Annotated in this window: 25 protein-coding genes; 15 read left to right on the top strand and 10 right to left on the bottom strand. The window is 64.8% G+C overall.

Annotated elements, in window-relative coordinates; all coding sequences use genetic code 11:
• Positions 1–171 precede the first annotated feature (171 nt).
• The gene (locus tag XH91_RS38805; RefSeq protein WP_057748885.1) at positions 172–363 is read right to left on the bottom strand and encodes a hypothetical protein; all 192 of its coding nucleotides are present in this window, start codon (positions 361–363) and stop codon (positions 172–174) included.
• A gap of 282 nt (positions 364–645) precedes the next feature.
• Here XH91_RS38805 and XH91_RS13030 point away from each other — a divergent pair, with 282 nt between their 5' ends.
• From XH91_RS13030 to XH91_RS13010, 5 genes are all read left to right on the top strand, one after another.
• Positions 646–1,563, top strand: coding sequence for an ABC transporter permease subunit (locus XH91_RS13030; RefSeq protein WP_128950976.1), 918 nt, complete (start codon positions 646–648; stop codon positions 1,561–1,563).
• 12 nt (positions 1,564–1,575) lie between these two features.
• Positions 1,576–2,901 (top strand): high-affinity branched-chain amino acid ABC transporter permease LivM, encoded by a 1,326-nt coding sequence (gene livM / locus XH91_RS13025; RefSeq protein WP_128950975.1) that lies wholly within the window; start codon positions 1,576–1,578, stop codon positions 2,899–2,901.
• Positions 2,898–3,731: an ABC transporter ATP-binding protein gene (locus tag XH91_RS13020; protein ID WP_128950974.1), complete on the top strand. Its 834-nt coding sequence runs from the start codon at positions 2,898–2,900 to the stop codon at positions 3,729–3,731. The genes livM and XH91_RS13020 overlap by 4 nt, the downstream gene beginning before the upstream one ends.
• Positions 3,728–4,468 (top strand): ABC transporter ATP-binding protein, encoded by a 741-nt coding sequence (locus XH91_RS13015; RefSeq protein ID WP_128950973.1) that lies wholly within the window; start codon positions 3,728–3,730, stop codon positions 4,466–4,468. The genes XH91_RS13020 and XH91_RS13015 overlap by 4 nt, the downstream gene beginning before the upstream one ends.
• Positions 4,469–4,618: 150 nt before the next feature.
• Entirely contained in the window at positions 4,619–5,737 is a 1,119-nt protein-coding gene (locus XH91_RS13010) for a branched-chain amino acid ABC transporter substrate-binding protein (RefSeq protein WP_128950972.1), read from the top strand.
• A gap of 76 nt (positions 5,738–5,813) precedes the next feature.
• Here the strand turns inward: XH91_RS13010 and XH91_RS13005 are convergent, their stop codons facing one another.
• Entirely contained in the window at positions 5,814–6,200 is a 387-nt protein-coding gene (locus XH91_RS13005; RefSeq protein ID WP_128950971.1) for a response regulator, read from the bottom strand.
• 266 nt (positions 6,201–6,466) lie between these two features.
• Here XH91_RS13005 and XH91_RS13000 point away from each other — a divergent pair, with 266 nt between their 5' ends.
• Together XH91_RS13000 and XH91_RS12995 are read left to right on the top strand one after the other, a co-directional pair.
• Entirely contained in the window at positions 6,467–9,271 is a 2,805-nt protein-coding gene (locus XH91_RS13000; protein ID WP_164938284.1) for a PAS domain S-box protein, read from the top strand.
• A gap of 57 nt (positions 9,272–9,328) precedes the next feature.
• On the top strand, positions 9,329–10,324 hold the full coding sequence (locus tag XH91_RS12995; RefSeq protein ID WP_128950969.1) for a P1 family peptidase: 996 nt from the start codon (positions 9,329–9,331) through the stop codon (positions 10,322–10,324).
• Between the two features lie 151 nt (positions 10,325–10,475).
• Here the strand turns inward: XH91_RS12995 and XH91_RS12990 are convergent, their stop codons facing one another.
• Positions 10,476–11,279, bottom strand: coding sequence for an EF-hand domain-containing protein (locus XH91_RS12990; protein WP_128950968.1), 804 nt, complete (start codon positions 11,277–11,279; stop codon positions 10,476–10,478).
• A gap of 251 nt (positions 11,280–11,530) precedes the next feature.
• Between XH91_RS12990 and rpe the strand changes: the two genes are divergently transcribed.
• The 4 genes from rpe to XH91_RS12975 all read left to right on the top strand — a co-directional run bounded on the left by rpe (position 11,531) and on the right by XH91_RS12975 (position 12,906).
• On the top strand, positions 11,531–12,232 hold the full coding sequence (gene rpe / locus XH91_RS12985) for a ribulose-phosphate 3-epimerase (RefSeq protein ID WP_128950967.1): 702 nt from the start codon (positions 11,531–11,533) through the stop codon (positions 12,230–12,232).
• Between the two features lie 150 nt (positions 12,233–12,382).
• The gene (locus XH91_RS39890; RefSeq protein WP_283810004.1) at positions 12,383–12,508 is read left to right on the top strand and encodes a hypothetical protein; all 126 of its coding nucleotides are present in this window, start codon (positions 12,383–12,385) and stop codon (positions 12,506–12,508) included.
• 4 nt (positions 12,509–12,512) lie between these two features.
• On the top strand, positions 12,513–12,692 hold the full coding sequence (locus XH91_RS12980; protein WP_128950966.1) for a hypothetical protein: 180 nt from the start codon (positions 12,513–12,515) through the stop codon (positions 12,690–12,692).
• A 22-nt stretch (positions 12,693–12,714) separates the two neighbouring features.
• Positions 12,715–12,906, top strand: a complete 192-nt coding sequence (locus XH91_RS12975) for a hypothetical protein (protein ID WP_128950965.1) — start codon at positions 12,715–12,717, stop codon at positions 12,904–12,906.
• A gap of 7 nt (positions 12,907–12,913) precedes the next feature.
• Here the strand turns inward: XH91_RS12975 and XH91_RS12970 are convergent, their stop codons facing one another.
• From XH91_RS12970 to XH91_RS12950, 5 genes are all read right to left on the bottom strand, one after another.
• Complete coding sequence (locus XH91_RS12970) at positions 12,914–14,347, bottom strand: serine/threonine protein kinase (protein WP_128950964.1); 1,434 nt, start codon at positions 14,345–14,347, stop codon at positions 12,914–12,916.
• Positions 14,348–14,353: 6 nt separating this feature from the next.
• On the bottom strand, positions 14,354–15,094 hold the full coding sequence (locus XH91_RS12965; protein WP_128950963.1) for a metallophosphoesterase family protein: 741 nt from the start codon (positions 15,092–15,094) through the stop codon (positions 14,354–14,356).
• Between the two features lie 130 nt (positions 15,095–15,224).
• Positions 15,225–15,830, bottom strand: coding sequence for a hypothetical protein (locus tag XH91_RS12960; protein WP_128950962.1), 606 nt, complete (start codon positions 15,828–15,830; stop codon positions 15,225–15,227).
• Positions 15,823–16,509: a DUF2135 domain-containing protein gene (locus tag XH91_RS12955; protein ID WP_128950961.1), complete on the bottom strand. Its 687-nt coding sequence runs from the start codon at positions 16,507–16,509 to the stop codon at positions 15,823–15,825. The genes XH91_RS12960 and XH91_RS12955 overlap by 8 nt, the downstream gene beginning before the upstream one ends.
• Positions 16,506–17,291 (bottom strand): MotA/TolQ/ExbB proton channel family protein, encoded by a 786-nt coding sequence (locus tag XH91_RS12950; protein WP_128950960.1) that lies wholly within the window; start codon positions 17,289–17,291, stop codon positions 16,506–16,508. Before XH91_RS12950 ends, XH91_RS12955 begins: the two co-directional genes overlap by 4 nt.
• A gap of 199 nt (positions 17,292–17,490) precedes the next feature.
• Here XH91_RS12950 and XH91_RS12945 point away from each other — a divergent pair, with 199 nt between their 5' ends.
• From XH91_RS12945 to XH91_RS12935, 3 genes are all read left to right on the top strand, one after another.
• Complete coding sequence (locus XH91_RS12945) at positions 17,491–18,858, top strand: sensor histidine kinase (protein WP_128950959.1); 1,368 nt, start codon at positions 17,491–17,493, stop codon at positions 18,856–18,858.
• 7 nt (positions 18,859–18,865) lie between these two features.
• Positions 18,866–19,516: a response regulator gene (locus tag XH91_RS12940; protein ID WP_128950958.1), complete on the top strand. Its 651-nt coding sequence runs from the start codon at positions 18,866–18,868 to the stop codon at positions 19,514–19,516.
• Positions 19,517–19,625: 109 nt separating this feature from the next.
• Positions 19,626–19,934: a hypothetical protein gene (locus XH91_RS12935; protein WP_128950957.1), complete on the top strand. Its 309-nt coding sequence runs from the start codon at positions 19,626–19,628 to the stop codon at positions 19,932–19,934.
• Between the two features lie 8 nt (positions 19,935–19,942).
• Here the strand turns inward: XH91_RS12935 and XH91_RS12930 are convergent, their stop codons facing one another.
• Positions 19,943–20,527 carry a TetR/AcrR family transcriptional regulator gene (locus XH91_RS12930; RefSeq protein ID WP_128950956.1) on the bottom strand — a complete coding sequence of 195 codons (585 nt, stop codon included), beginning with the start codon at positions 20,525–20,527 and terminating at the stop codon, positions 19,943–19,945.
• 643 nt (positions 20,528–21,170) lie between these two features.
• Here XH91_RS12930 and XH91_RS12925 point away from each other — a divergent pair.
• The gene (locus XH91_RS12925) at positions 21,171–22,340 is read left to right on the top strand and encodes a M20 aminoacylase family protein (protein WP_128950955.1); all 1,170 of its coding nucleotides are present in this window, start codon (positions 21,171–21,173) and stop codon (positions 22,338–22,340) included.
• A 158-nt stretch (positions 22,341–22,498) separates the two neighbouring features.
• Here XH91_RS12925 and XH91_RS12920 read toward each other — a convergent pair whose 3' ends face one another.
• A complete protein-coding gene (locus XH91_RS12920) occupies positions 22,499–24,406 on the bottom strand; it encodes an acyl-CoA synthetase (protein ID WP_128950954.1) in 1,908 nt (635 codons plus the stop codon).
• Positions 24,407–24,534 lie beyond the last annotated feature (128 nt).

Here is a 24,534-nt window from a genome sequence, read left to right as displayed (position 1 = left end):
TCCCGCTTCGTCTACACGCCTTCGAGGTAAGGCTTTGCCGGGAGCTAACTCGCACCGGACTGCGGCGGCAATTTAAACCCTTTATTTACCTTAATCGCCCGGCTGGGCGGTTCATCCCAAGAAAAAGCCCCGCCTTTCGGCGGGGCCCACACAACGCTACTCCCTGGTCGTTCAATCCAGTCTGTTGTCCTGCTTGCCGCCCTGCTGCTGGCCGGGCTTGTCGCCCTGGCGCATCGGATCGTGCTGCTGCTGCTGTCCGGGTTTCTGACCGCCGCCTTGCTGCTGCCCCGGTTGCTGGCCCGGGCGCTGCTGGCCGGGGCTCTGGTTCTGCTGGCCCGGATTCTGGTTCTGCTGCTTCGTCATGGGGGAAAACTCCCTTGTTGGACGTCAGTAGGGAGACAACTGCCGGCGGGGTTTTTGGTTGCTCTGCGGAACCCGGTTCCTCGCAGGTGCGGAACCGGGACCCGGCAACCGCAACCGAAATCAATTCTGTACAAGCCTTTATGCCAAGGCATCCCCAGTTGCGGCCGCCAGTTCCCTCCTGTTACAAAACGGGAAGAAGAAGGGGCTGCCGGGGCCCGGGAAGAAACGTCAGTACTCTCTCGAAGCGCTCCCTTTCAACGTCATGTTTGGTAACGGCAGCCTATGGATTATTTCGCCCAGCAGCTCATCAACGGCCTCGTGCTCGGCTCCATCTACGGTCTGATCGCGATCGGCTACACGATGGTCTACGGCATCGTCGGCATGATCAATTTCGCCCATGGCGACATCTTCATGATCGGCGGCTTCATCGCACTCATATCCTTCCTGCTCCTGGTCTCGCTCGGTCTGACTGCGATCCCACTGATCCTGCTGCTCGTCCTGCTGGTCGCGATGGCGGTCACCGCACTCTATGGCTGGACCGTCGAGCGCATCGCCTATCGGCCGCTGCGGCACTCCTTCCGGCTCGCGCCGATGCTGTCGGCGATCGGCATGTCCTTCGTGCTGACGAACTATTCGCAAGTGGCGCAAGGCGCCCGCGTCAAGCCGGTCCCGCCGATCATCACGGGCGGCTACACGCTGCATGAAGGCCCCGAGGGCTTTGCGGTGCAGCTCTCCAACATGCAGATCATGGTCGTGCTGGTCACCATCGTGCTGCTGGCCATGTTCACCTGGCTCGTCTCGCGGACACGCCTCGGCCGCGACATGCGGGCGTGCGAGCAGGACCAGACCATGGCCGCGCTGCTCGGCGTCGACGTCGATCGAACTATTTCCATGACTTTCGTGATCGGCGCGGCGCTCGCCTCGGTCGCGGGCATGATGTACCTGCTCTATTACGGCCAGGTCGATTTCTTCATGGGCTTCGTCGCAGGGATCAAGGCGTTCACCGCAGCGGTGCTGGGCGGCATCGGCTCGCTGCCCGGCGCCGTGCTGGGTGGGCTCGCGATCGGCCTGATCGAGACCTTCTGGTCGGCCTATTTCTCGGTGGAGTACAAGGACGTCGCCGCCTTCTCGATCCTGATCATCGTGCTGATTTTCATGCCGACCGGTCTGCTTGGTCGGCCCGAAGTCGAAAAAGTCTGACGGGCCGCTCGCGTGACAGCCCTTTCAACCGAAACCACGCATGCCGGCCGCACGGCGGGCATTCCGTTCATCCTGAAAAAAGCCTTCCTCAGCGCTTGCGTTGCGCTGGTGCTGTTCTCGCTGATGATCGGCATCCGCACCGAGGCTGGTTCCGACGGCCAGCTGACCTGGTGGACGCGCTTCGGCGATCTCGCCTCCATCGTCGGCCTCGTGTTCGGCGGCTCCATCGTCATCGAGCTGCTGCGGCAATGGCTCGGACCGATCGGCGCGGAAAAGCTCGTGCCAGCGCCGGTCCAGCGTAGCCTGTCGCTGGCTGGCCGCTTCCTTGGTCCGGCTCTGCTCGTCTTCACCCTGCTCGTGCCAGTGATCTTCTATAATCAGCGTTATATCCTCGACCTCGGCATCCTCGTACTCACCTATGTGATGCTCGGCTGGGGCCTGAACGTGGTGGTCGGGCTCGCCGGCCTGCTCGACCTCGGCTATGTCGCCTTCTACGCGGTGGGTGCCTATTCCTATGCGCTGCTCGCCACCAATTTTGGCTGGTCGTTCTGGGTCTGCCTGCCGCTCGCCGGCATGCTTGCCGCGATCTGGGGGGTCATGCTCGGCTTTCCGGTGCTGCGGCTGCGCGGCGACTATCTCGCCATCGTGACCCTCGCCTTCGGCGAGATCATCCGGCTCGTTATCCTCAACTGGCAGGATCTGACCGGCGGACCCAACGGCATATCCGACATCCCCCGCCCTACCATGTTCGGCATCCCGCTCGACAACAGCGATGACGGGCTCGCCGCCAAGCTCGGCATCGACTACTCGCCGACCCATCGCATCGTCTTCCTGTTCTATCTGATCCTGGCGCTGGCGCTGCTCACCAACTGGGTGACGATCCGCCTGCGCCGTCTGCCGATCGGCCGCGCCTGGGAAGCGCTGCGCGAGGACGAGGTCGCCTGCCGCGCCCTCGGCATCAACACCACGACCACGAAGCTCACGGCGTTCGCCACCGGCGCGATGTTCGGTGGATTTGCTGGCGCGTTCTTCGCAACACGCCAGGGCTTCATCAGCCCGGAATCCTTCACCTTCCAGGAATCGGCGCTGGTGCTCGCCATCGTCGTGCTCGGCGGCATGGGCTCGCAGCTCGGTGTCGCGCTCGCCGCCCTCACCATGATCGGCGGCTTCGAGCTGTTCCGCAGCCTCGAGACCTACCGCATGCTGGTGTTCGGCATGGCCATGGTGCTGATCATGATCTGGCGGCCGCGCGGCATCATCGGCCATCGCGCGCCGACCGTGTATCTGACCAAGGCGCAGGCGATCTCCTCCGACCTCGTCAAGGAGGGCCACGGATGAGCGGCGAACCCATTCTCAGCGTCGACCGGCTCACAATGCGCTTCGGCGGCATCATCGCCGTGCAGGATCTGTCGTTTGCAGCCGAACGGGGGAAGATCACCGCGCTGATCGGACCGAACGGCGCAGGCAAGACCACGGTGTTCAACTGCATCACCGGCTTCTACAAGCCGACCGGCGGCGCCATTCGTCTCAACCATGACGACGGCAGGCAGACCGCGCTGGAGCGGCTGAACGACTTCCGCATCGCCAAGCAGGCCAAGGTCGCCCGAACCTTCCAGAACATCCGTCTGTTTCCCGGCATGACGGCGCTCGAGAACCTGATGGTGGCGCAGCACAACGCCTTGATGCGCGCATCGGGCTTTACGTTCCTCGGCCTGATCGGCGTCCCGACCTATCGCGATGCCGAAACGCGCGCGATCGCGCTCGCGACCGACTGGCTCAAACGGATCAATCTGCTCGACCGCGCCGACGATGCCGCAGGCAACCTCGCCTATGGCGATCAGCGCCGGCTCGAGATCGCGCGCGCGATGTGCACCGAGCCCGCGCTGCTCTGCCTGGACGAGCCCGCCGCTGGTCTGAATGCACGCGAGAGTGCATCGCTGAGCGAGCTGCTGCAGTCGATCCGCGGCGAGCTCGGCACCTCGATCCTGCTGATCGAGCACGATATGTCGGTTGTGATGGAGATCTCGGACCACATCGTGGTGATGGACCATGGCGTGAAGATCGCGCAAGGATCGCCGCGGGAGGTGCGCGACGACGCAAAGGTGATCGCCGCGTATCTCGGCACCGACGAGGAAGAGGCTGCGGCCGTGATGGAGAGCGGATCGTGACGGCTGCCGCTCCCCTGCTCGCGATCCGCGGCTTGCGCGCCGCCTACGGCAAGATCGAGGCGCTGAAAGGCGTCGACGTCGAGATCAATGCCGGCGAGATCGTCGCCTTGATCGGCGCCAACGGCGCCGGCAAGTCGACGCTGATGATGACGATCTTCGGCAAGCCGCGCGCCCGCGCCGGCCAGATCCTGTTCGACGGCAAAGACATTTCCTCCGTCCCCACCCATCAGATTGCGCATCTGCGCATCGCACAATCACCGGAGGGCCGCCGCATCTTCCCGCGCATGAGCGTCGCGGAAAACCTCCAGATGGGCGCCGATGCCACCGATTGCACGGAGGCGGAGCGGGAAAGCACCCTGGAGCGCGTGTTCGCGCTGTTCCCACGGTTGAAGGAACGCGTCACGCAGCGCGGCGGAACCCTGTCGGGCGGCGAGCAGCAGATGCTCGCCATCGGCCGGGCGCTGATGAGCCGCCCGCGCCTGCTGATGCTGGATGAACCCTCGCTGGGGCTCGCACCGCTCATCGCGCGGCAGATCTTCGATGCGATCCGCACCCTGAACCGCCAGGACGGCCTGACCGTCCTCATCGTCGAGCAGAACGCCAACCATGCATTGAAACTGGCCCACCGCGGCTATGTCATGGTCAACGGCCTGATCACGCTGGCCGGGACCGGCACCGAGTTGCTGCAGCGCCCCGAGATTCGCGCGGCCTACCTGGAAGGCGGCCGGCAAGCCTGACGGCCCTCGCGTGCGGCCAAATACGGCGAGATATCTTTGCAATTGCCCGTATTTTGCCGGTGACTTCTCGAAAAATTCATTGAAGAATGGCGCCGGTTTGGACCGGGCTTGCCCGGCAACTCCCACAGACGATCACCCGCGAGGTATCTCATGAAATCACTGACACTCATCGGTCTGGCATTCGGCGCTTCCGTTGCGCTGTCGACGGCGGCGTTCGCAGACGACCTCACCATCGCAGTCGCGGGCCCGATGACCGGTACCGAATCCGCCTTCGGCCGCCAGATGAAGAACGGCGCCGACCTGGCGGTGGCCGACATCAACGCCGCCGGCGGCGTTGCCGGCAAGAAGCTGGCGCTCGATGCCGAGGACGATGCCTGCGATCCCAAGCAGGCCCGCTCGGTTGCCGAAAAGATCGCGGGCGCGAAGATCCCGTTCGTCGCCGGCCACTTCTGCTCGTCGTCGTCGATCCCGGCTTCGGAAGCGTATGCCGACGGTAACGTCCTCCAGATCACGCCCGCCTCGACCAACCCGCTGTTCACCGAGCGCAAGCTCTGGAACGTGGCGCGCGTCTGCGGCCGTGACGATCAGCAGGGCCTGATCGCGGCGCAGTTCATTGCCAAGAACTTCAAGGGCAAGAACATCGCGATTCTCAACGACAAGACCACCTACGGCAAGGGTCTGGCGGATGAGACCAAGAAGGCGCTCAACAAGGCCGGCATCACCGAGAAGCTCAATGAGTCCTACAACAAGGGCGACAAGGACTTCAACGCGATCGTCTCGCGCCTGAAGAAGGAGAACATCGACCTCGTCTATGTCGGCGGCTATCACCAGGAAGCCGGCCTGATCCTGCGCCAGATGCGCGACCAGGGCATGAAGACGATCCTGATGTCGGGTGACGCGCTGGCCGACAAGGAATACGCCTCGATCACGGGCCCGGCCGGCGAAGGCACGTTGTTCACCTTCGGTCCCGATCCGCGCAACAAGCCGACCGCGAAGAAGATCGTCGAGGCCTTCAAGGCCAAGGGCATCGATCCGGAGGGCTACACGCTCTACACCTATGCCGCGCTGCAGGTCTGGTCGCAGGCCGTCAAGAAGGCCGGCACCACCGATGCCAAGAAAGTCATGGAGACCATCAAGGCCGGCAAGTGGGATACGGTGCTCGGTCCGCTGGAATATGACGCCAAGGGCGACATCAAGCAGATCGACTATGTCGTCTACAAGTGGGACGCCAAGGGCGGCTACGCCGAGCTCAATGCCAACGGCACCTAAGACAGGCACCTGACCTTTTGGTCAGATTGACGTCAACGCCCCGGTTCGCCGGGGCGTTTTCTTTTTGCAAGCCTGGTCAGACGGCTGCAGACAGTTCGCCGCCCGCCGCTGCCTGTGCCTTCCGGAGCGCTTGCAGCAGGTCGTTCGGCCGAAACGGCTTTTGCAGGCAGACCACGCCATCGAGACCCGGCGCCTCACCGATGAAATCCAGTGTCGTCATGCCCGACACCGCCACAATCGGAAATCCGGGAACCCGCTCACGAATGGCGGCCATGACCTCGATACCGCTGGTGTCAGTCAGGAAAATGTCGACAATGGCGGCGTCGAAAACCTCTTCGCCAAAGGCCTTCAGGCCAGCGACACCGCTCTCGGCTTCAACCACGTCATAATGGTTGACCCGAAGGACGATCGAGACCATGGCGCGGACGTCCTTCTGGTCATCCACAACAAGGACACGGGGCATGGGAACAACTCCCGGATTCGCATCATTAATTGGTTCAATTCAAGCGGCGACGTACCGCAAGGCAGTATGGGTCCGTCCAGTAAAGCCAACCTTACCGATTCCCTATTCCGATTCCCTGGCCGAGTTAAGTAAGCTGTAACCCTCGGTTGAGTCGTGGGCATATCCCCTCGGGACACGCGCCCAGAGCCGGTTACCATGGAGGCCAGGGCCGACACGCCAAGGCCGACTCTCAAGGCTGCCGGCCAATGAAGTCACGTGGACTACCCATGCTGCCCCTGCGAGAGGTCAACGTGCACGCCAGAAACGACCGAAGCACATTCCTTTCGACCTTGCCGGCCACGCAGAGCGATCGCACTGCAGCGTTGGCGATCGTCGGTATCTCCGCGATCCTGTTCGCGCTGATTGTCCCCTTTGCGGGAACCCCCCTGATCCAGGTGCCGGCCTTCGTGGCCAGCTACCAGTCGGCGCTCGCCGTCAGCGACATCATTACCGCGGTTCTGCTGCTGTCGCAATTCACGGTCCTGCGCAGCCGCGCGTTGCTGCTGCTCTCGATCGGGTATCTGTTCACCGCAGCCGCGGCGGTGACCCATGCCCTCACCTTTCCTGGACTGTTCTCGCCCACCGGCCTGCTGGGCGCCGGCCCCCAGACGACGGTCTGGCTGTACATGATCTGGCACGGCGGATTCCCGTTGTTCGTGCTGGCCTATGCATGGCTGAAGGATAGCAACGGCGGCAACAAGGTCGACGGACCAACCGGGCGTACCATCCTGTTCGTTGCCCTCGGCGTGATCGTCGCGATGATCCTCGTCGGCTGGACCGTCACCGCGCGGCACGATCTGCTGCCGGTCATGCTGAGAGATGGTCGCTACACCGCCACCATGATCGGCGTCGTGTCCTTCATCTGGTCCTTGAGCTTCGCGGCGCTCATCACGCTGTGGTTCCGCAAGCCGCATACCGTGATCGACGTCTGGCTGATGGTCACGATGTGCGCCTGGCTGTTCGACATCGCGCTGTCGGCCATCGTCAATGTCGCGCGCTACGACCTCGGCTTCTATGCCGGACGCATCTACGGCCTGGGCGCCGCGAGCTTCGTGCTCGCCGTGCTCTTGATCGAGAACGTCCGCCTCCAGGCAACCACGGTCGGCCTCCTCGGCCGGCTGCGCGAGCAATCGGCGTTCGAGCGCGACTATTACGGCAAGCGCCTCGCGCTCTACGGCGCCGTGGTCGAATCCTCCAACGATGCCATCATCACCGAGTCGCTCGACGGCCGCATCACGGGCTGGAACAGGGCTGCCGAGCGCCTGTTCGGCTATTCGGCCACTGAAGCCATCGGCCAGTCGATCTATCTCGTGGTGCCTGATGACCGCAAGGCCGAAGCCAGGGGTCTTCTCAACCGCATCAGCAGCAACGAGTCGATCGCGCAGCACGAGACCGTCCGCATCCGCAAGGACGGCAGGCAGATCGATGTCGTCCTGAACGTCTCGCCGCTGCGATCGGACAATGGCGAGATCATCGGCGCCTCCAAGATCGCCCACGACATCACCGAGGAAAAGCAATCGCGCGAGAAGCTGCGCCGCGAGATCGAGGAACGCGAGCGCATCTTCGAGACCTCGCAGGACCTGATCCTGGTCACCGATGGATACGGCAATTTCATCCAGGTCAGCCCGAGCGTGAAGGATATCCTCGGCTTCAGCCCCGAGGACATGATCGGGCACAGCGCGACCGAGTTCATCCATCCCGACGATCTGGACAGGACGCGCGAAGAGATGCGTGTTGCGCGACGCGGTCAGACCAAGCGCAGCTTCGAGGCGCGCTATTACCACTATGACGGTCACGAGGTCTCGCTGAACTGGGTTGGAAACTGGTCAGAACCGGTCAAGCGCCATTTCTTCATCGGCCGCGACCTGACCGAGAAGCAGGCTGCCGAAGCCCAGTTCCGGCAGGCGCAGAAGATGGATTCCATCGGCCAACTGACCGGCGGCGTCGCCCACGACTTCAACAACGTGCTCACCGTCATCACCGGCACGATCGGCATTCTGGCGGACGCGGTCGCCGACCGGCCCGAGCTTGCCGCCATCACCAAGCTGATCGACGACGCCGCCGAGCGCGGCGCCCAGCTGACCAAGCATCTGCTCGCGTTCGCCCGCAAACAGCCGCTCCAGCCGCGCGAGATCGACGTCAATGCGCTGGTGCTGGAGGCCGCAAAGCTGCTGCATCCGACGCTCGGCGAGCAGATCACGATCATGCCGCAGCTCACCGAGGACGCCTGGCCGGCGCTGATCGACCCGAGCCAGCTTTCGACTGCGATCCTCAATCTCGCCCTGAACGCGCGCGACGCCATGCCCGACGGCGGCACGCTGGTGCTGGAGACCCGCAACATCTTCCTCGACGACGGCTATGCCAGCATGAATCCCGATGTCGTCGCCGGCAATTACGTGATGATCGCGGTCAGCGACACCGGCTCGGGCATTCCGGCCGCGCTGCTGGAGCGGGTGTTCGATCCGTTCTTCACCACCAAGGAGGTCGGCAAGGGCACGGGCCTCGGCCTCAGCATGGTGTTCGGCTTCGTCAAGCAGTCCGGCGGACACATCAAGATCTACAGCGAGGAAGGCCACGGCACGAGCGTGAAGATCTACCTGCCGCGATCCACCGGCGTGCAGGAGACCGAATACGAGCAGCTTCAGAACGTGCCCATCGCCGGCGGAGACGAGAAGATCTTGATCGTCGAGGACGACGCGCTGGTGCGGCAGTATGTGGTGACCCAGGTCAAGAGCCTCGGCTATGCCGCGCTCGAGGCGGCCAACGCCGCCGAAGCCCTGGTCATCATCGATGCCGACAGGGACATCGATCTGCTCTTCACCGACGTCATCATGCCCGGCAACATGAACGGCCGCCAGCTCGCCGACGAGGCGACACGGCGGCGACCGGAGCTGAAGACGCTGTTCACCTCGGGCTACACGGAAAACGCCATCGTCCACCATGGCCGGCTCGATTCCGGCGTGCTGCTGCTGGCCAAGCCCTACCGCAAGTCGGAGCTCGCCAAGATGCTCAGGACGGCGCTGGCGAGTTGAGCGCGCCGCTCCCGTGCGCTATCGCTGAGACCGTGCCAGCCGCATGGAGCGCCGTCCTTGAAAAACCTCCTCACCGATATTGCCGGCGTCCGCGTCGGCCACGCCGATGACGCAAAGCTTGCGTCTGGCGCGACGGCGATCGTGTTCGATGAGCCGGCGGTTGCGGCAATCGACATCCGCGGCGGCGGCCCCGGCACGCGCGAGGACGCGCTGCTCGGCCTTGCCAATACGGTCGAGCGCGTCGACGCGATCGCGCTGTCGGGCGGCTCTGCCTTCGGCATCGAGACCGGCGGCGGCATCCAGGCCTGGCTCGCCGAGCAGGGCCGCGGCTTCCGCGTCCGCGAGGCGCTGATCCCGATCGTGCCGGGTGCGATCCTGTTCGATCTGCTCAACGGCGGCGACAAGGCATGGGGCCGCTTCGCGCCCTATCGCGATCTCGGCTATGCCGCAGCCGCCTCAGCCGGAAGCGAGTTTGCGCTCGGCAGCGTCGGTGCGGGCCTTGGAGCCACCACCGCGACGTTCAAAGGCGGGCTCGGGTCGGCATCCGCCGTCACCAGCGGCGGCGTCAAGGTCGCAGCGCTCATCGCCGTCAATGCCGTCGGCAGCGCCACCGTCGGCGACGGACCGTGGTTCTGGGCGGCACCGTTCGAGGTCGGCGGCGAGTTCGGCGGCCGTGGACTGCCCGGCACATTCGCCGATGACATGCTCAAGCTGCGCATCAAGGGCGGCCCTGCCGCAACCGAGCGCGAGAACACCACGATCGGCATCGTCGTCACCGATGCGGTGCTGACCAAGCCCCAGGCCAAGCGGCTGGCGATGATCGCGCATACCGGCTTTGCGCGCGCGATCTATCCGGTGCATGCCCCGACCGATGGTGACGTGCTGTTCGCCGCCGCGACATGCGCCAAGCCGATCGATCCAATCGTTGGCCTCACCGAGCTCGGCATGGTCGCCGCCAACGTGGTCGCCCGCGCCATCGCCCGCGGCGTCTACAACGCGACCGCGCTGCCGTTCCCCGGCGCGCAGCCCGCGTGGAAGGACCGGTTTGGCTAGTGAGGGGAAGGCGCGTTCTCTCCTCAAGGCAGGTGTCATCGCCCGGCGAAGACCGGGCGATCCAGTATTCCAGAAGCGATTGTCATTGAAGCGAGACGCCGCGGCGGACTGGGTCGCCCGGTCGAGCCGGGCGACGACAGTGGACGCGCGCTTACACGCTCATCGACATCGATGAGGCTGCGGAGCCCGCTGCGGTCTGGGCCTGGCGCTGCATCATCTGGCCGAACCAGTCATAAGGCGAATTGCCGCCGCCGGCGCCGCCTTGCGAGCTGGAAGCGCCCGGCACCGTCGTCGTCATCTTGAAACCGTCGGCATAGGTGACGGTGGTGGTGGTCGAGCCGTCGGCGCCGGTCGTGGTGGTCGAGGTCGACCCGCCGCTCGACGATGATGACGAGGAATCCGAACCGCTGCCCGACGCATCGCCCGAGCCGCTCGCCGCGTGGGCGTGGTGGTGCCCGCCGTGATGGCCGGCGCCCTTCAGCGCCTTGGACATCTCATCGAGGCTGACGCTGCCGTCGGAGTTGGTATCGAGCTTGGAGAACACGTCGTCGGCCTGCGCCAGATTGGTGCCGCCGGCGCCGAGCGCGTTCTCGAACTCGGACTTGCTGATCTGGCCATCGCCATTGGCGTCGAGCTTCGAGAACAGATCCTTCAGCGCGTCATCCCGGCTCGTCGAGGTCGCGCTCGACGATGTGGAACCGGTCGATGAATTCGACTGGCTTTGTGCTGCGAACAACGCATTCATCGTGTCCGGCGAGATCTGCGGATAGTAGCCCGCATTCACCGACGGAGCTGCACTGCTGGTTGAACTGCTGATGCTGTTGCTGCTGTCGATCGCAAACGGATTGGTCGCGCCTCCTGACGATCCCGTCTGCTGCGTCGAGGACGATTTCGAGCTCGTCAGCGATTGAATGGCATCAAGCGCAGTCGAGACGGCACCAAGCGCGAACAACATTGCACAACTCCAACCCATGCGGCATGCCGCGGCCAATGTTCCGGCCATTGAGGTCAGCAAGCGTCGTGCCAGCGAAAAAGCTCAATGAAATCCGGCCCGTCCGCCCTTTGCGGGGAGCGGGACCATCGGCAATTCATGCCGCCGGCGGCAGAAATTTCCGCCCACAGGAAGCTCACCGCCCCTGCATTGCCCGGCTGTGAGGCCCATGTTAGGCGAGGCCATTCGCCCTTGCCGTCCCGGGAAACAGCGCCATGACCCAAGCTTTCGCCCACCGCCCCCTGGCCATCGCGCCCTCGATCCTGGCCTCGGATTTCTCCAGGCTCGGCGAGGAGGTCCGCGCGGTGGATGCGGCCGGCGCCGACTGGATCCATCTCGACGTGATGGACGGGCACTTCGTCCCCAACATCTCCTACGGCCCTGACGTCATCAAGGCGATGCGCCCGCACACCAGGAAGGTGTTCGATGCGCATCTGATGATCTCGCCCTGCGACCCCTATCTCGAGGCCTTCGCCAAGGCCGGCTGCGACCACATCACCGTGCATGCCGAGGCGGGTCCGCATTTGCACCGCTCGCTCCAGGCCATCCGCGCGCTCGGCAAGAAGGCCGGCGTCTCGCTCAATCCGGGCACGCCGATCAGCGTGCTCGAATATGTGGTCGATCTCGTCGATCTCGTGCTGGTGATGTCGGTCAATCCCGGCTTCGGCGGCCAGGCCTTCATCCCCTCCGCAATCGGCAAGATCCGCGACATTCGCGCGATGACGGCGGGACGTCCCGTTGACATCGAGGTCGATGGTGGCGTCGGCCCCGACGTCGCGGGCGCGCTGGCAGCGGCCGGCGCCAACGCCTTCGTCGCCGGCACCTCCGTGTTCAAGGGCGGCACGCAGGAAGCCTACAAGAATAATATTGCAGCGATCCGCAACGCGGCGCTCGGGGCTCGCGGCGAGGCCATCTGACGGGCACTACGCGCTCGCAAATCTGCGGCCTTTACGGGTGTTGCGACGCGCAATGCCTAAAATTGCAACCGCGACCCGTACTCGTCCGGACTTCCCTGATTCGTGCAAATCACCGCAAGTGATTCCTGCCTGATTTGACAGGAGCACATCATGACGACGACCCTGGTCTGGACTGGCGTGGCGTTGTGGATTGGTTTTTGTGCGTTCGTTGTGTTCGGCCCATCGGCCGGACCGGTGCGGGTCCCGGCACGTTCGGCGCGTCGCAACCGGATCTGACGCCATGCAGATCTCCCTGGTCAAGCGTCAGCCGAAACGCAGGTGTCGCATCCCGCGCCGTCCGCATCCGAACCTCGACTATTTCTTCGGTCGGCTCGAACGCAGCGACGGCGACATGCACGACGATCCGGGCGCCGAGACTGTGGACCTGGACCACCCGTTCCGGTCACCGCGCCGGCATTGAAATTCTTTTTTGGACTAAACCAATGAAACCGCACTGCCCGAACTGCCTGAAGGAAATGACCAAGGCGTCCGCGTCGCGTAACCTCTTCAACTGCGAGCCCTGCCGTGAGATCATTCAGTACTTCGGCGGCAATGCGGATCACGGCGAGGCCGGCCCGCACTTCACCTGGCCGATCCGTCGCAAGCGCTCGGTCCACACCGCACACGCGGCGTGACTCTTTCCTAGCCCCACACCACGCCAGCGTCCGGTTTGGCAACAGCCATCCGCGGTGGCCGCACCACGGTGACGGTGCAGGTCGCCTCCGCCGCCACCTTGGCCGAGACGCTGCCAAGCAATGTGCGCCTGAATGAGCTCTGCCGGGCGCCGATGATGACGTGGTCGACCTGGTTGACCTCGGCGAATTCCAGCAGCGCCGTGGCCGGATCGACCGCCTCCAGCACGTGAACCGACAGCCGGCTCTCGTCGAGCTTGAGGGGCGTCGCCCAATGCCGGAGCGCGACCAGGCGATCGATATGCTTGTTGGAGCCCTGCTCGTCCAGCGTCTTGTCGATGGCGATGCGGTTGAGCTTCAACACATTGATGCAAGCGAGCCGCGCTGACGGCAGCGTGGCGAGAATGCGCTCCGTGGTGACGCGCAGCGCCTCGTTCAGCTCCGGCTCACCTTCCACCGTATCGAGCGCGACCGCGAGGATCGGGCTCGAGGCGATCTGCTCGGCGACATCCGGCTTCGCCCGCGGCTGCGCGGCATCCTGGTTGAAACGGCGCCGCCAGGCCACGCTCAGGGGATCGCGCTTCATCCGCTCCGAACGCGCGGTCAGCCTGACCTGATCAGGATGAGCGAGATCGAAGGCCAGCTGCGTGGCAGTCGGATAGCGCCGGACCGGCTCGATCTCGAGACACCGCAGCACCACTTCCTGGAGCCAGGGCGGATAGTCGGCGCGCAAGCTTCGCGGCGGATGCGGATCGCGCCACAGCCTCCGTCGCATCGCGCGCAGCGTCTCGCCCTCGCCGAACGGACGTTCGCCGGTCGTGAAGAAGTACAGCAGCACGCCGAGCGAGAACAGGTCGCTGCGCGGATCGTCGCGCACGCCCAACAGCCGCTCCGGCGCCATGTAGGGCGCGGTGCCGTAAGGCAGACGGAACTCCGCCTGCAGCAGGTCGGGCAGGTGATCGTGGTGCGACAGGCCGTAATCGATCAGCACGGCCTCGCCGCTATCCCGGAACATGACGCTGCTCGGCTTGATGTCGTGATGGATCACGTTCTGGCGGTGCAGATCGGCGAGCGCAGCCGCGATCCTGGCAACCAGCAGCCGCGCCTCCTCGTAAGGCAGCGGCAGATCAGGCAGCCGCTTGTAGAGCGTGGTGCCGGGAATGCGCTCGATCACGGCGTAGGCCTGGTGCGCAAAATCGCCGGTGCCATAACAGTGCGGCACGTGCGGGCCGGCGAGTCGCGGCAGGATCATCATCTCCATCTCGAACGAGACGATCGCGGCGGGGTCCTCGCCTTCGGAGGCCCGCGGGACCTTCATCAGCAGCGGGCCATCGATACCGGGATGGGTGACCGTCCACAGCGTCGCCATGCCGCCGGCATGGACGCACTCGCCGATCGTGTAGCCGTCGATGACAGCGCCTGACTTGATCAGGGATTTGGGCATCGGCCTCTAGCGCCCCTGCGACAGCCGGTCGGCGAGCCAGGGCGGCAGGCCGTTCTCGCGGATCTTGTTTGCCGCGCTCGCGATGTCGTAGGGCACGCGGCAATAGGTGACCTGGCACGAGACAGTGTCGAACAGCACGAAAGATGCGGCTGGGTCGCCATCGCGCGGCTGGCCGACCGAGCCGAGCACCACGAGCCATTGCCGGCCGCGCAGCAGTTGCACCGACACATCGGTCTTGGGCACGAAACTCGTCATCTTCGCCGTCACCGACATCGAATAGAGCGCGGGCCGATGGATATGGCCGCAGAATGTGACGTGGGCCGGCGTTGCGATCAAGCTCTTGGCGGCATCCGTGGTCGAGCGGACATAATGCCAGCGCTTGGGGCTCGAGGCTTCCGAATGCACGAACAGGCGATCGCTGTCCTCCACCAGCATCGGCAGTTCAGCCAGGAACCGCCGCTGCGCCGCGTCGAGCCGCCCGCGGGTCCACTCGATCGCGATCTGAGCCTCGTTGTTCATGCTTTCGGTGGTGGTGTTGACGGCTTCGTCATGGTTGCCGCGCACGGCGACGGCGCCATGGGCGACCAGATCCATGGCGGTGTCAACGACCCATTCCGGGTCGGCACCATAACCGACGAAATCACCGAGCAGGATGAACCGCTCCGCAGCCCTGGCGCGGGCCACCTTCAGGCACGCCTCGAACGCCTGCCGGTTGCCGTGGATATCCGAGAAGACAGCGAGAAGCACACACCCTCCACCCTCATCATCTTATTGGAAGCCGATAAAGCCAATTTGAGGGAGGTCAACAAGATGCGCCAGCGCAGGCCAGTTGACCAGCGCCACGCCGCCGCAATGGTGGGGAGCCTATTGCTCGGCCTTATTGCTCGTCCTTGGGCGGCATCCGGGGTGGCGGCAGCGGCGTGAAGACAGCTCCTTGCGCGCCTGATGGCGGGGCAATGAACTCCCCGGTCGAGGAATCGCCGCCGCTGGTCTCGAGGACGGCCTTGGGCGTCACATATTCCCGGACCATGTCGATCAGGCTGCCCTCGCCGCCGCCAAAGTCCGCCGCACGCCCGCCTTGCGGATGGCCCGCGGCAATCTCGTTCTCCGCCGCATGGGTCTTGTCGGCCAGGGTGTCGTTGTAGGGGACGCGGAAAGCCCGCGGAATGCCGCTCGGACGATGATCTTCATCGAGTTCCTCGACCCACAGATAGATCGAGCCGGGATCGCCCGCCAGCGAATGCGGCTCGACGATCCGCGCCTTGAGCAGCTTGAAGGCGGTCGGCAGCCGCTCGCTGCTGGCCCAGCCGAGCAGCCCGCGCATTTCCGTGAAGCTCACGACGTAGAAGGCGCTGGTTACGACCACCGCGACCGCCTTCAGCGACCAGTGCAGCCGCGCGTAGACCAGCACGACCAGCAGGAGCGCTCCGATCACCGCATAGGCGACCGACAGCGAGAGGATGACCGTCTGCAGATTAATCACGGCGGATCCTCGTCGCGTTCCTGCTCACACCGGTCCTCGGGTCGAGATCGGCCCCATTGCGCCAGGTGCTGCGAAAGGTCTCCATCAGCGATTTCGGCCGCTGGTTGACATCGATGACCTTGCCTTCGGCATCGAGCCGGAACCGCACCGCGGTCTTCTCGTCACCGGTGTGGTCGAGCGTGAACTTGTTGTCGAAGATCACCTGCGCGGTCGGGTTGAGCTTCTGCACCTTCACATTGGCCGTCACGGGCTCGCCGGTCGTGGCGACGAAATGCGAGACGTTGACGGTGTATTCGCCGGGCAGGATGCCCCGCAGCGTGACGATCTCCTCGCGGATGGGCGAAGCGATCTTCTTGCCGTTGACCACGATGAAGTCATTGGCCCCGCCGCGGTCGTCACGATCGAGCGTGAGGAAGCCGGCCTCGCGGTGGCGATACCAGGCGATGTTGCCGGCGGGATCCTGCACGAACAGATCGAGATCGTCGGGATGATTGTCCGGCCAGTCTAGTGTGATCATGAACTCGGCCTTGGAGTCGATCTTGCCCTCCTTGGCATCGGGCGAGACCGCGAGCAGCGCGAGGAAGAACAGGAAGGCGACCACCTGGAGCGCCTTGAACAGCATCACGCCCAGCGGATCGAACGGCTCCTCGCGCGGATAGAGGCCGAAATCATCCATCATGACGGCGTTCCGGCGCCTTTAGTTCCAGCGCCTTGGCGCTCGAGAACCGGCGTCACATAGGTCTCGGTCAGCACCACGGCATCGGAGAACACGCGCTGGGTCGCGGCATCGAGCATGTAGTACTGGATGCGGACCAGGATGGAGCCGACGAGACCGGCGAGCGTCGTGTACATCGCGACCGCCATGCCGTCGCTCATCAGCCCCATCGAGGAGCGCATGGCGACCTTGTCGGCGGCATCCAGCCCCGCGATCGGCGCCAGCATGATAATGAAGCCGATGATGGTGCCGAGCAGGCCGAGCTTCATCAGCGTGTCGGAGACGAAGGCGCCGAACCCGTTGGAGCCGCGCAAGCGGTCGGCGAGCGTCCGCAGCAGCAGCGTCTGGTCGACCGGGCGGTAATCCTGCGCTGCGGCTTTCGTCACGAGGCTTTCGATGTGATCGCGCACCAGTCCGCGCGGCAACGTCGTCGCGCGCGCATCGAGCGCCTTGCTGCCATCGGGCGCCGCCAGCACCGCGCGGCAGCGCCGCGCGGCCGCACCCTCACGGGCAATCGCCCGCGTGCGCAGGAAGCAGTGGCCGCAGGTGACGAGATAGAGCACCGCGATCACGCTCGAAATGTAGGTCCGGTCCGATGTCAGCATCAGATGGATCAGGCCAAACCGCCACAGCAGCACCATTGCGAAGATCGACAGCCCCGTGAAGATCATCCAGAACAACAGCGCGCTGCGCTCGGATGGGTCGGCATTCGAGCCCGCGATCGGTCCAATCGTCACCGAACTCATGCTGCACCGCTCCTGACTTGCAGGGACCAGCCTGCGATATTTCCACCCCGATTAGATCAAAGCCGCCGCTTCAGGTCCAAAGACCCATGCCCAATCCGGCTTGGGAAATTTGCCCGAGCTGCAATCGAGCCCAAACCCTACAATTGGCAAGGCGCGACGGCGTTGTTAGGCTCAGTCTACCAAACTTTGGGGTGATCGCATGCGCCTCGTGCTTCAGCTTGTCGCCCGTCTGCTTCTCATCGTTGCGCTGTGCCTGGGCGCGGCAACCATGTGGGCCACGTTCGATGCCTATCGCAGCGTCGACCGCGCGACGGCGGCCTCTGCACAACGGGTCGCACAGGCGCTCCAGGGCTTGTACTGGCACGAGCTGTTGCTGCGCAGCAGCAGGATGCGGGAGCATCTCATGCCGGTTCCCGAATGGCGCACGCTGGAGACGGTGAAACTGATTGCGCCCGGTGTCTGCGTCGAGTTCCAGCCGGCCACCGCATTCGAGAGGCCGCTCTGCGGCCAGAGCCAAGGGATCGGCCGGACCCCGCCGCGCTGGTTCGCCGCCATCGTTCCAACCTTCCTCGGCAGCCACGCCGAGGTGGTGCGCCCCGTCAGCCCACGCGCCGCCGCCGCCGGAACGGTGGTTGCGACGCCGGATGAGGCCGCCTCAATCTCGCTCGCCTGGGACTATATCCTGAACGTGATCGACGTTGCGCTTTTGATGGCGGCGGCGATCGCGCTGCTCGCTTCGCTTGCGATCGCGCACACGCTGGCGCCGGCACGCAGCATCGTGACCGCCCTGCAACGCATGGCGCGCGGCCAGTATCGCACAAAGCTGCCGCGCTTCCGCTCCATGGAGCTTGCGATGATCGGCCGCGCCGTCGAAGCGCTCGGCAGCCGGCTGAAAGAGGCGACCGAACAGCGCGCCGCGCTGACACGGCGCCTGATCGAAATCCGCGACGACGAACGACGCGCGCTCGCCCGCGAGCTGCATGACGAGTTCGGGCAAAATCTCTCGGCGATCCTCGCTTTCGCCAATACGATCGAGACCGCGAACGCGCAGCAGGACCACAATGGCATCGCGCAGGATGCGCGCATGATCTCGCAGGCCACGCACCATCTGATGGCCTCGCTGCGCGATGCGCTGAAGCGGCTGCGCAATCCGCTGCCCGAGGAGCTCGGGCTCGAGGCGAGCCTCGTCAACCTCGTCGACAGCTGGCGCTCGCAGAGCGCGACGCAGCCGACGATCCAGCTCGATCTCAAAGGCGACCTCACCGACATCAGCGGCCCGGCCGCCACCACTGCCTATCGCGTCGCCCAGGAATGCCTGACCAATGCGCTGCGCCACGGTGCAGCGCGCGAGATCTCGTTGCACGTCGAACGTTGTGCCGGCGAGGATGGCGCGCTGTTGATCCGTGTCGAGGACGATGGCGGCGGCGATGCAGAGCGCGTGGCGCGCTCCGCCGGCTTCGGCCTCACCGGCATCCGCGAGCGCGTCACGGCGGCCGGCGGCTCGCTGTCGATCCTGCCCGCGAGGCGCGGGCTCAGCGTCGCCGCGACGATTCCGCTTGCTGCGTGAGGCTGTCATGAGCGAGGTCGCAACTTCAGGCATCTCCGTGCTCCTGGTCGACGACCATCCGATCGTCCGCCAGGGCTACAGGCGCGTGCTGGAAAGCCAGGGCGATCTCCATGTCGTGGCGGAAGCCGACAACGCCGCAGATGCCTACGGCGCCTTCAAAAGTCATGACCCCGATGTCGTGGTGATGGACATCTCGATGCCGGGCGCCTCGGGGCTCGAGGCGATCCGCAACATCCGCGCGCGCAACCCGCGGGCGCGCATCCTCGTCTTCACCATGCACAACGAGGCCGTGCTGGTGAAAGCGGCCTTCAATGCCGGCGCGTCCGGCTTCGTCACCAAGAGCAGCGCCCCCTCCGCGGTCGTCAACGCGATCCGATGCGTCGCGCGCGGCGAGCGCGCCATGAGCGACGACATCGCACGTGTGCTGGCCGAGGACAGCCTGTCGGCGGGATCAGCGCTGGATCAGTTGGGCGAACGCGAAATCGAGATTTTGCGCCAGTTCGCGGGGGGCGCCACCTCCGAGCAGATCGCAGCGCAGCTCAATCTCAGCGTCAAGACGGTCCAGAACTACCACTATCTGATCAAGACCAAGACCGGCGCGCGCACGGACGCGCAGCTGGTGCGGCTCGCCGCGGCTTGCGGGCTGACGCGAATTTAGCAGCAGCGCTGCCGCAATACCTCGAGTGACATGAAATTTCTCAATCTGCCGAGCGGATTGGAACGGAGGCTATTCCGTCCCTGTTAGCTGAGTGAAGGAGTAGAGGGTCATGAGTAAGGGTCATCACAAGGCAGCCGCGCATCCCCCCATCATCACGGTCGGCGATCTCATCGACGAGCTTTGCCGCCTGCCGGATACCGCTGTCGTCCACTTCCGCTGCCCCACGCTGGATCAGGAACTCACATTCGAGCGGCTTCGAAAGCGATCGAAGAACGACGTTGAGATCGCGATCACTGCCTATCCGGAGAGTCCGCCGGTCGTGCCGTCGTCCAATGGCGACTTTCAGCCACGAAGGCAAACCTCCGCCGCGCACTCGCTCCGCCACAGCGCTGTGCTTCAGGGCAAACGGGTCAGCTAACGGGGACTCTACGCCTTCAAACCGCGCAGCAGCAGCGCGAGCGTCGCATCGACACGGGCCGACAGCTCCGCATCCTTCCATTCGTCGGCATGAGCCGGATGATGGAAGCGGCAGGTCGCGTCGAACAGCGCGCGCGCCGTCATCTTGACGTCATCAGCCGCGAACTCGCCCTGCTTGACACCGTCGGCCAGGATTGCCGCGATCTGGTCGATCATGGTGTCCTTGTGGCACTTGACGGCCGCGCAGGCTTCGCGCGCCAGCGTCAGATAGGTGTCGAACATCTCGGGATCGTCGAGCACGCGCGAGCGCTTGGCCGCGAACAGCGTGCGCAGCCAGCGATCGAGCCTGTCGGGCGCCGGGCCCTGCTCGTTCGCAATCGCCAGAAGCGGTGCATCGATGCGGTCGAGCCAGCGTTTGGCGACGGCTTCGCGCAGCGAGGCCTTGCTCGGGAAATGGCGATAGACGCTGCCGTGACTCACATCGAGCGCGCGGGCAACGTCGACCACGGTGGCCTTGGCAAGTCCATAGCGCCGCAAGACGTCCTCGGTCACCTCGAGGATCCGCTCCGGCGTCAAGACAACAGCTTCGTTCATGCCAGCACCATGTTCCCACTCGAGGACTAAGGTCTTCCGGCGAAGGATGCTCACCGAAGCGCCCTTGACCGGTCGTTTCGGAAAGCTCTCGCCTTAATGAGGCAGTTTTGCAGCCTGCGCCGCGATCTGGCGCGCAACCAGCAAATTGAGCCAATGCCCAATCGCGCCGGTGAAGTTGATGATTTCGGTCGTCATTGTCTTAGGTCTCCATTCGTCCGCGGTCCCGCCCCCAAAACTACGCGCCGAGATCCGCAGATGGTTCGGACCTCAGGCTCCCCGGGAGGGATGACCACGGGACGCCCAATCGGAGCGTCCGCGAACGGATATACACGTCTCGCTGACAGATTTCAATATCTGTCAGTCAATGATCCGTGATTGACAGCTAATATTTGCAGGGGTCCGCCGCCAGTCTCGAGGCCACGTCGCTCGCGGACGATGATACCTATTAAGCCCCATCATCCCATGCCACCTTGCCGCGCCGTTTGTTCCGCCCTCCCCCTCCGCCAAATCACGGCGTAGAAAGCATCTTGGCCGGCGCCACGCGCGTAGGCCGCTGCTCGCCGCTCGGAACCCAAGACGCCACACCAGCCGGTACGTTAGGCGACGCTAGCCCGCTCCCTGAAGAAGAAACGGACCCAAACCCATGCCCATCGTCAACCGCATCGCCGCCCTCTCCGACGAAATGGCCGCTTGGCGCCATGACTTCCACGAGAACCCGGAGTTGCTTTACGAAGTCCACCGCACGGCTGGCATCGTCGCCGACAAACTGCGCGAATTCGGTTGCGACGAGGTGGTGACGGGCATTGGCCGCACCGGGGTCGTCGGCGTGATCCGTGGCCGCAAGTCCGCCTCCGGCAAGGCCATCGGCCTGCGCGCCGACATGGACGCGCTGCCGATCATGGAAACCGCCGATGTGCCTTACGCCTCGAAGATCCCGGGCAAGATGCACGCCTGCGGTCATGACGGCCATACAGCGATGCTGCTGGGCGCGGCAAAGTACCTCGCCGAGACGCGCAATTTCGACGGCACCGCGGTCATGATCTTCCAGCCCGCCGAGGAAGGTGGCGGCGGCGGCAAGGCCATGGTCGAGGACGGGCTGATGACGCGCTGGAACATCGACCAGGTCTACGGCATGCACAACATGCCGGGTCTCGCCGAAGGCCATTTCGCCACTACGCCGGGCCCGCTGCTGGCCTCATCGGACAACATCCAGATCACCGTCCGCGGCAAGGGCGGCCACGCCGGCGCCACCCCGCACCAGGCCATCGACAGCGTCCTGATCGGCTCGCAGATCGTGGGCGCGCTGCAGTCGATCGTCGCGCGCAACGTCAATCCGCTGCAGTCGGCAGTGGTCTCGATCACGCAATTCCACGCCGGCACTGCCTTCAACATCATCCCGGAGACCGCCGAGCTCAGCGGCACCGTCCGCACGCTCGATCCCGAGGTGCGCGATCTCGTCGAGCGCCGGATCGGCGAAGTCGCCGACAGCGTCGCCCGCGCCTATGGCGGCTCGGCGGAGACGAAATACACGCGGATGTATCCGGTAACCTTCAATCATGCGCGCGAAGCCGGCGTCGCCGCCGACGTCGCCCGTGACATCGTCGGTGCCGATCGCGTCAACGACCGCATCATCCCGATGATGGGGGCGGAGGATTTCTCCTTCATGCTGCAAGAGCGCCCCGGCGCAATGGTGCTGGTGGGCATGGGCGAAAGCCCGGCGTGCCACCACCCGGCCTACGTCTTCAACGACAACATCCTCGGCCACGGCGCCTCGTTCTGGGTGCGCCTGATCGAAACCGCGATGCCGGCGTGAAACGACTGCGAAGTGAGATCTCGCAGGGTGTGTTAGCCGAAGGCATAACCCACCTCTTCTTCTCCGCAGCGGCGACAGAAGTGGTGGGTTACGCTGATCAGATGCACTTCGTGCATCTGATCAGCTAACCCACCCTACGATTCCTGCGCCTGCCTTATCTATGCCTGCACCACCTCGTGCCGCATCACGAACGGCGCGAGCAGCGTGTGCACCTCGCCGGCGACGACCTCGCGCTGATCGGCCGGCAGGCCCGTGAGCGTCACCGTCGCGATCGAGCCGTGACTGCCGTGCGCGCCGACCTTCACCTTGCAGTCGATGCCGCGCGCGACGAGCGGCATCAACACCTTGGAGAACACGCGCTGCGCCGCGTCCCAGCGCAGCTGCGGCTTGAAGACCTTGCCAACGCCGGTCACCGGCATCGGGTCGATCGGGATGACTTGCACCGGGACGGCGGCGCGCTCCGGCGTGCGCTCGCGCACCCAGGCTTCGAGCTCGCCCGGCTCGACTGACGCGCCGGGCTTCAACTGCACGTAACCGACCGGCAGCTCGCCTGCGTAAGCATCGGGCTGGCCGACCACCGCGGCAAAACCGACGGCCGGATGGCGGAACATGATCTCCTCGATCGGGGCCGGATCGATGTTGTGGCCGCCGCGGATCACGAGGTCCTTGGCGCGGCCGGTGATCCAGAGATAGCCGTCGGCATCCAACCGGCCGAGGTCGCCGGAATTGACCCAGACCTTGTCGACGAAGGCGCCCTTGTTGTGGGCGTCGTTGAGATAGCCGCCGAACACGCCGGGCCCGGCCATGATGACGACGCCGATCTCGTCCACCTTGCAGTCGCGGATCAGATTGCCGTCGGCATCGAGTTGCACGATGCGCACGCGCGCGTAAGGCATGGGTAGGCCGACCGAGCCGAGCCGGATCGGCCGAGACGGATAAGCCAGCGTGTGCACGCTCGAGGTCTCGGTCATGCCGTAGACCTCGACCACCGGCAGCTTGAGCTTGTCCTGGATCGCAGATCCCACCGCGACTGGGATCGCCGAGCCGCCGCCGGCTGCATATTTCAAGCTGGAGATGTCGGCATTCTCAGGCGGCACCGCGAGCGTCGCGGCGAGCACCGTCGGCACACTCGACAGCGCCTCAGGCCTGAAGCGCTCGACCAGGCCCCAGATGTTCTTCACCGCGTTCGGATTGCGCCAGCCGCTCGGCGACAGCACGACCAGCGAGCCGCCGCTCGATAGCATCAGCAGAACCTGGGTCAGCGAGCCGCCGACGTGAAACAGCGGCATGCCGAACAGCAGATTGGCGCCGGGCTTCGACTTCAGCAGCAGGCCGAGCGCCCAGGCCTGATAGACCTGGTTGGCATGGGTATGCCGCACCAGCTTTGGCGTGCCTGTGGTGCCGCCGGTATGGAAATAGGCGGCGATGTCGCTGGCGAGAATCTTGCGCCCACTGACAAGCCGGTCCGCCGGCTGCTGCTTGATCAGATCATTGAACGCAAAGATGCCCTGCTCCGGATCGCCGACGCCCGCCACCTGCACGATCGCCTTGAGGTGCTTGAGTGAGGGGCGGATCTGCTCGACCTTCTGCCAGATATCGGTGCCCGGCACCGGCCCGAGCACCACCAGGATCTTCGTATTCGCCGCTTCCAGGATTTCCGCAATCTGGTGCGGCTCGAGCAGCGGATTGACGGGATTGGCAATGCCGGCAGCCTCGGCGCCGAACAGCGTCACGAAGGCATCTGGCAGCAGCGGCAGCATGAAGGAAATGACGTCACCCTTCTCCGCCCCGAGGGCGTGAAACACGTTGGCGGCCTGCGTGACGCGCGCGATGAAGTCGCGGTAGGTGACCACAACAGGCGTGTCGGCGGGATCGGCATTTTGCAGAAACTGGATCGCCGCGCCGTCGGGGTTGCGCGCGGCGCCGAGCCTGATGGCATCATAGGTGCTCTCGGCCGCGACCCGATCGGCATACGGGACCTGCTCGAAGGCCCGGACCTCCGCGTCCGTCAAAAGCTCCGGATAATCATCGCCAATAAGCCGATCGAGCGCGTGGATGCCCGTCATGGAATTCCGTCCTCCCTCAGATCCAGTCCCTCGCCGCCTGTCTTTTGACATTTGGTGCGGCGGGGGCCTCGGCCGATTGGCCGGCCGAGCGGAACCAGAATGATCGATGATTTGGCGTTCGTCCATTG

Source organism: Bradyrhizobium guangzhouense, assembly GCF_004114955.1.
Lineage (GTDB): Bacteria > Pseudomonadota > Alphaproteobacteria > Rhizobiales > Xanthobacteraceae > Bradyrhizobium > Bradyrhizobium guangzhouense.
The sequence above is the reverse complement of the archived record's forward strand: the minus strand, read 5'-3'. Positions and strand labels throughout refer to the sequence as shown.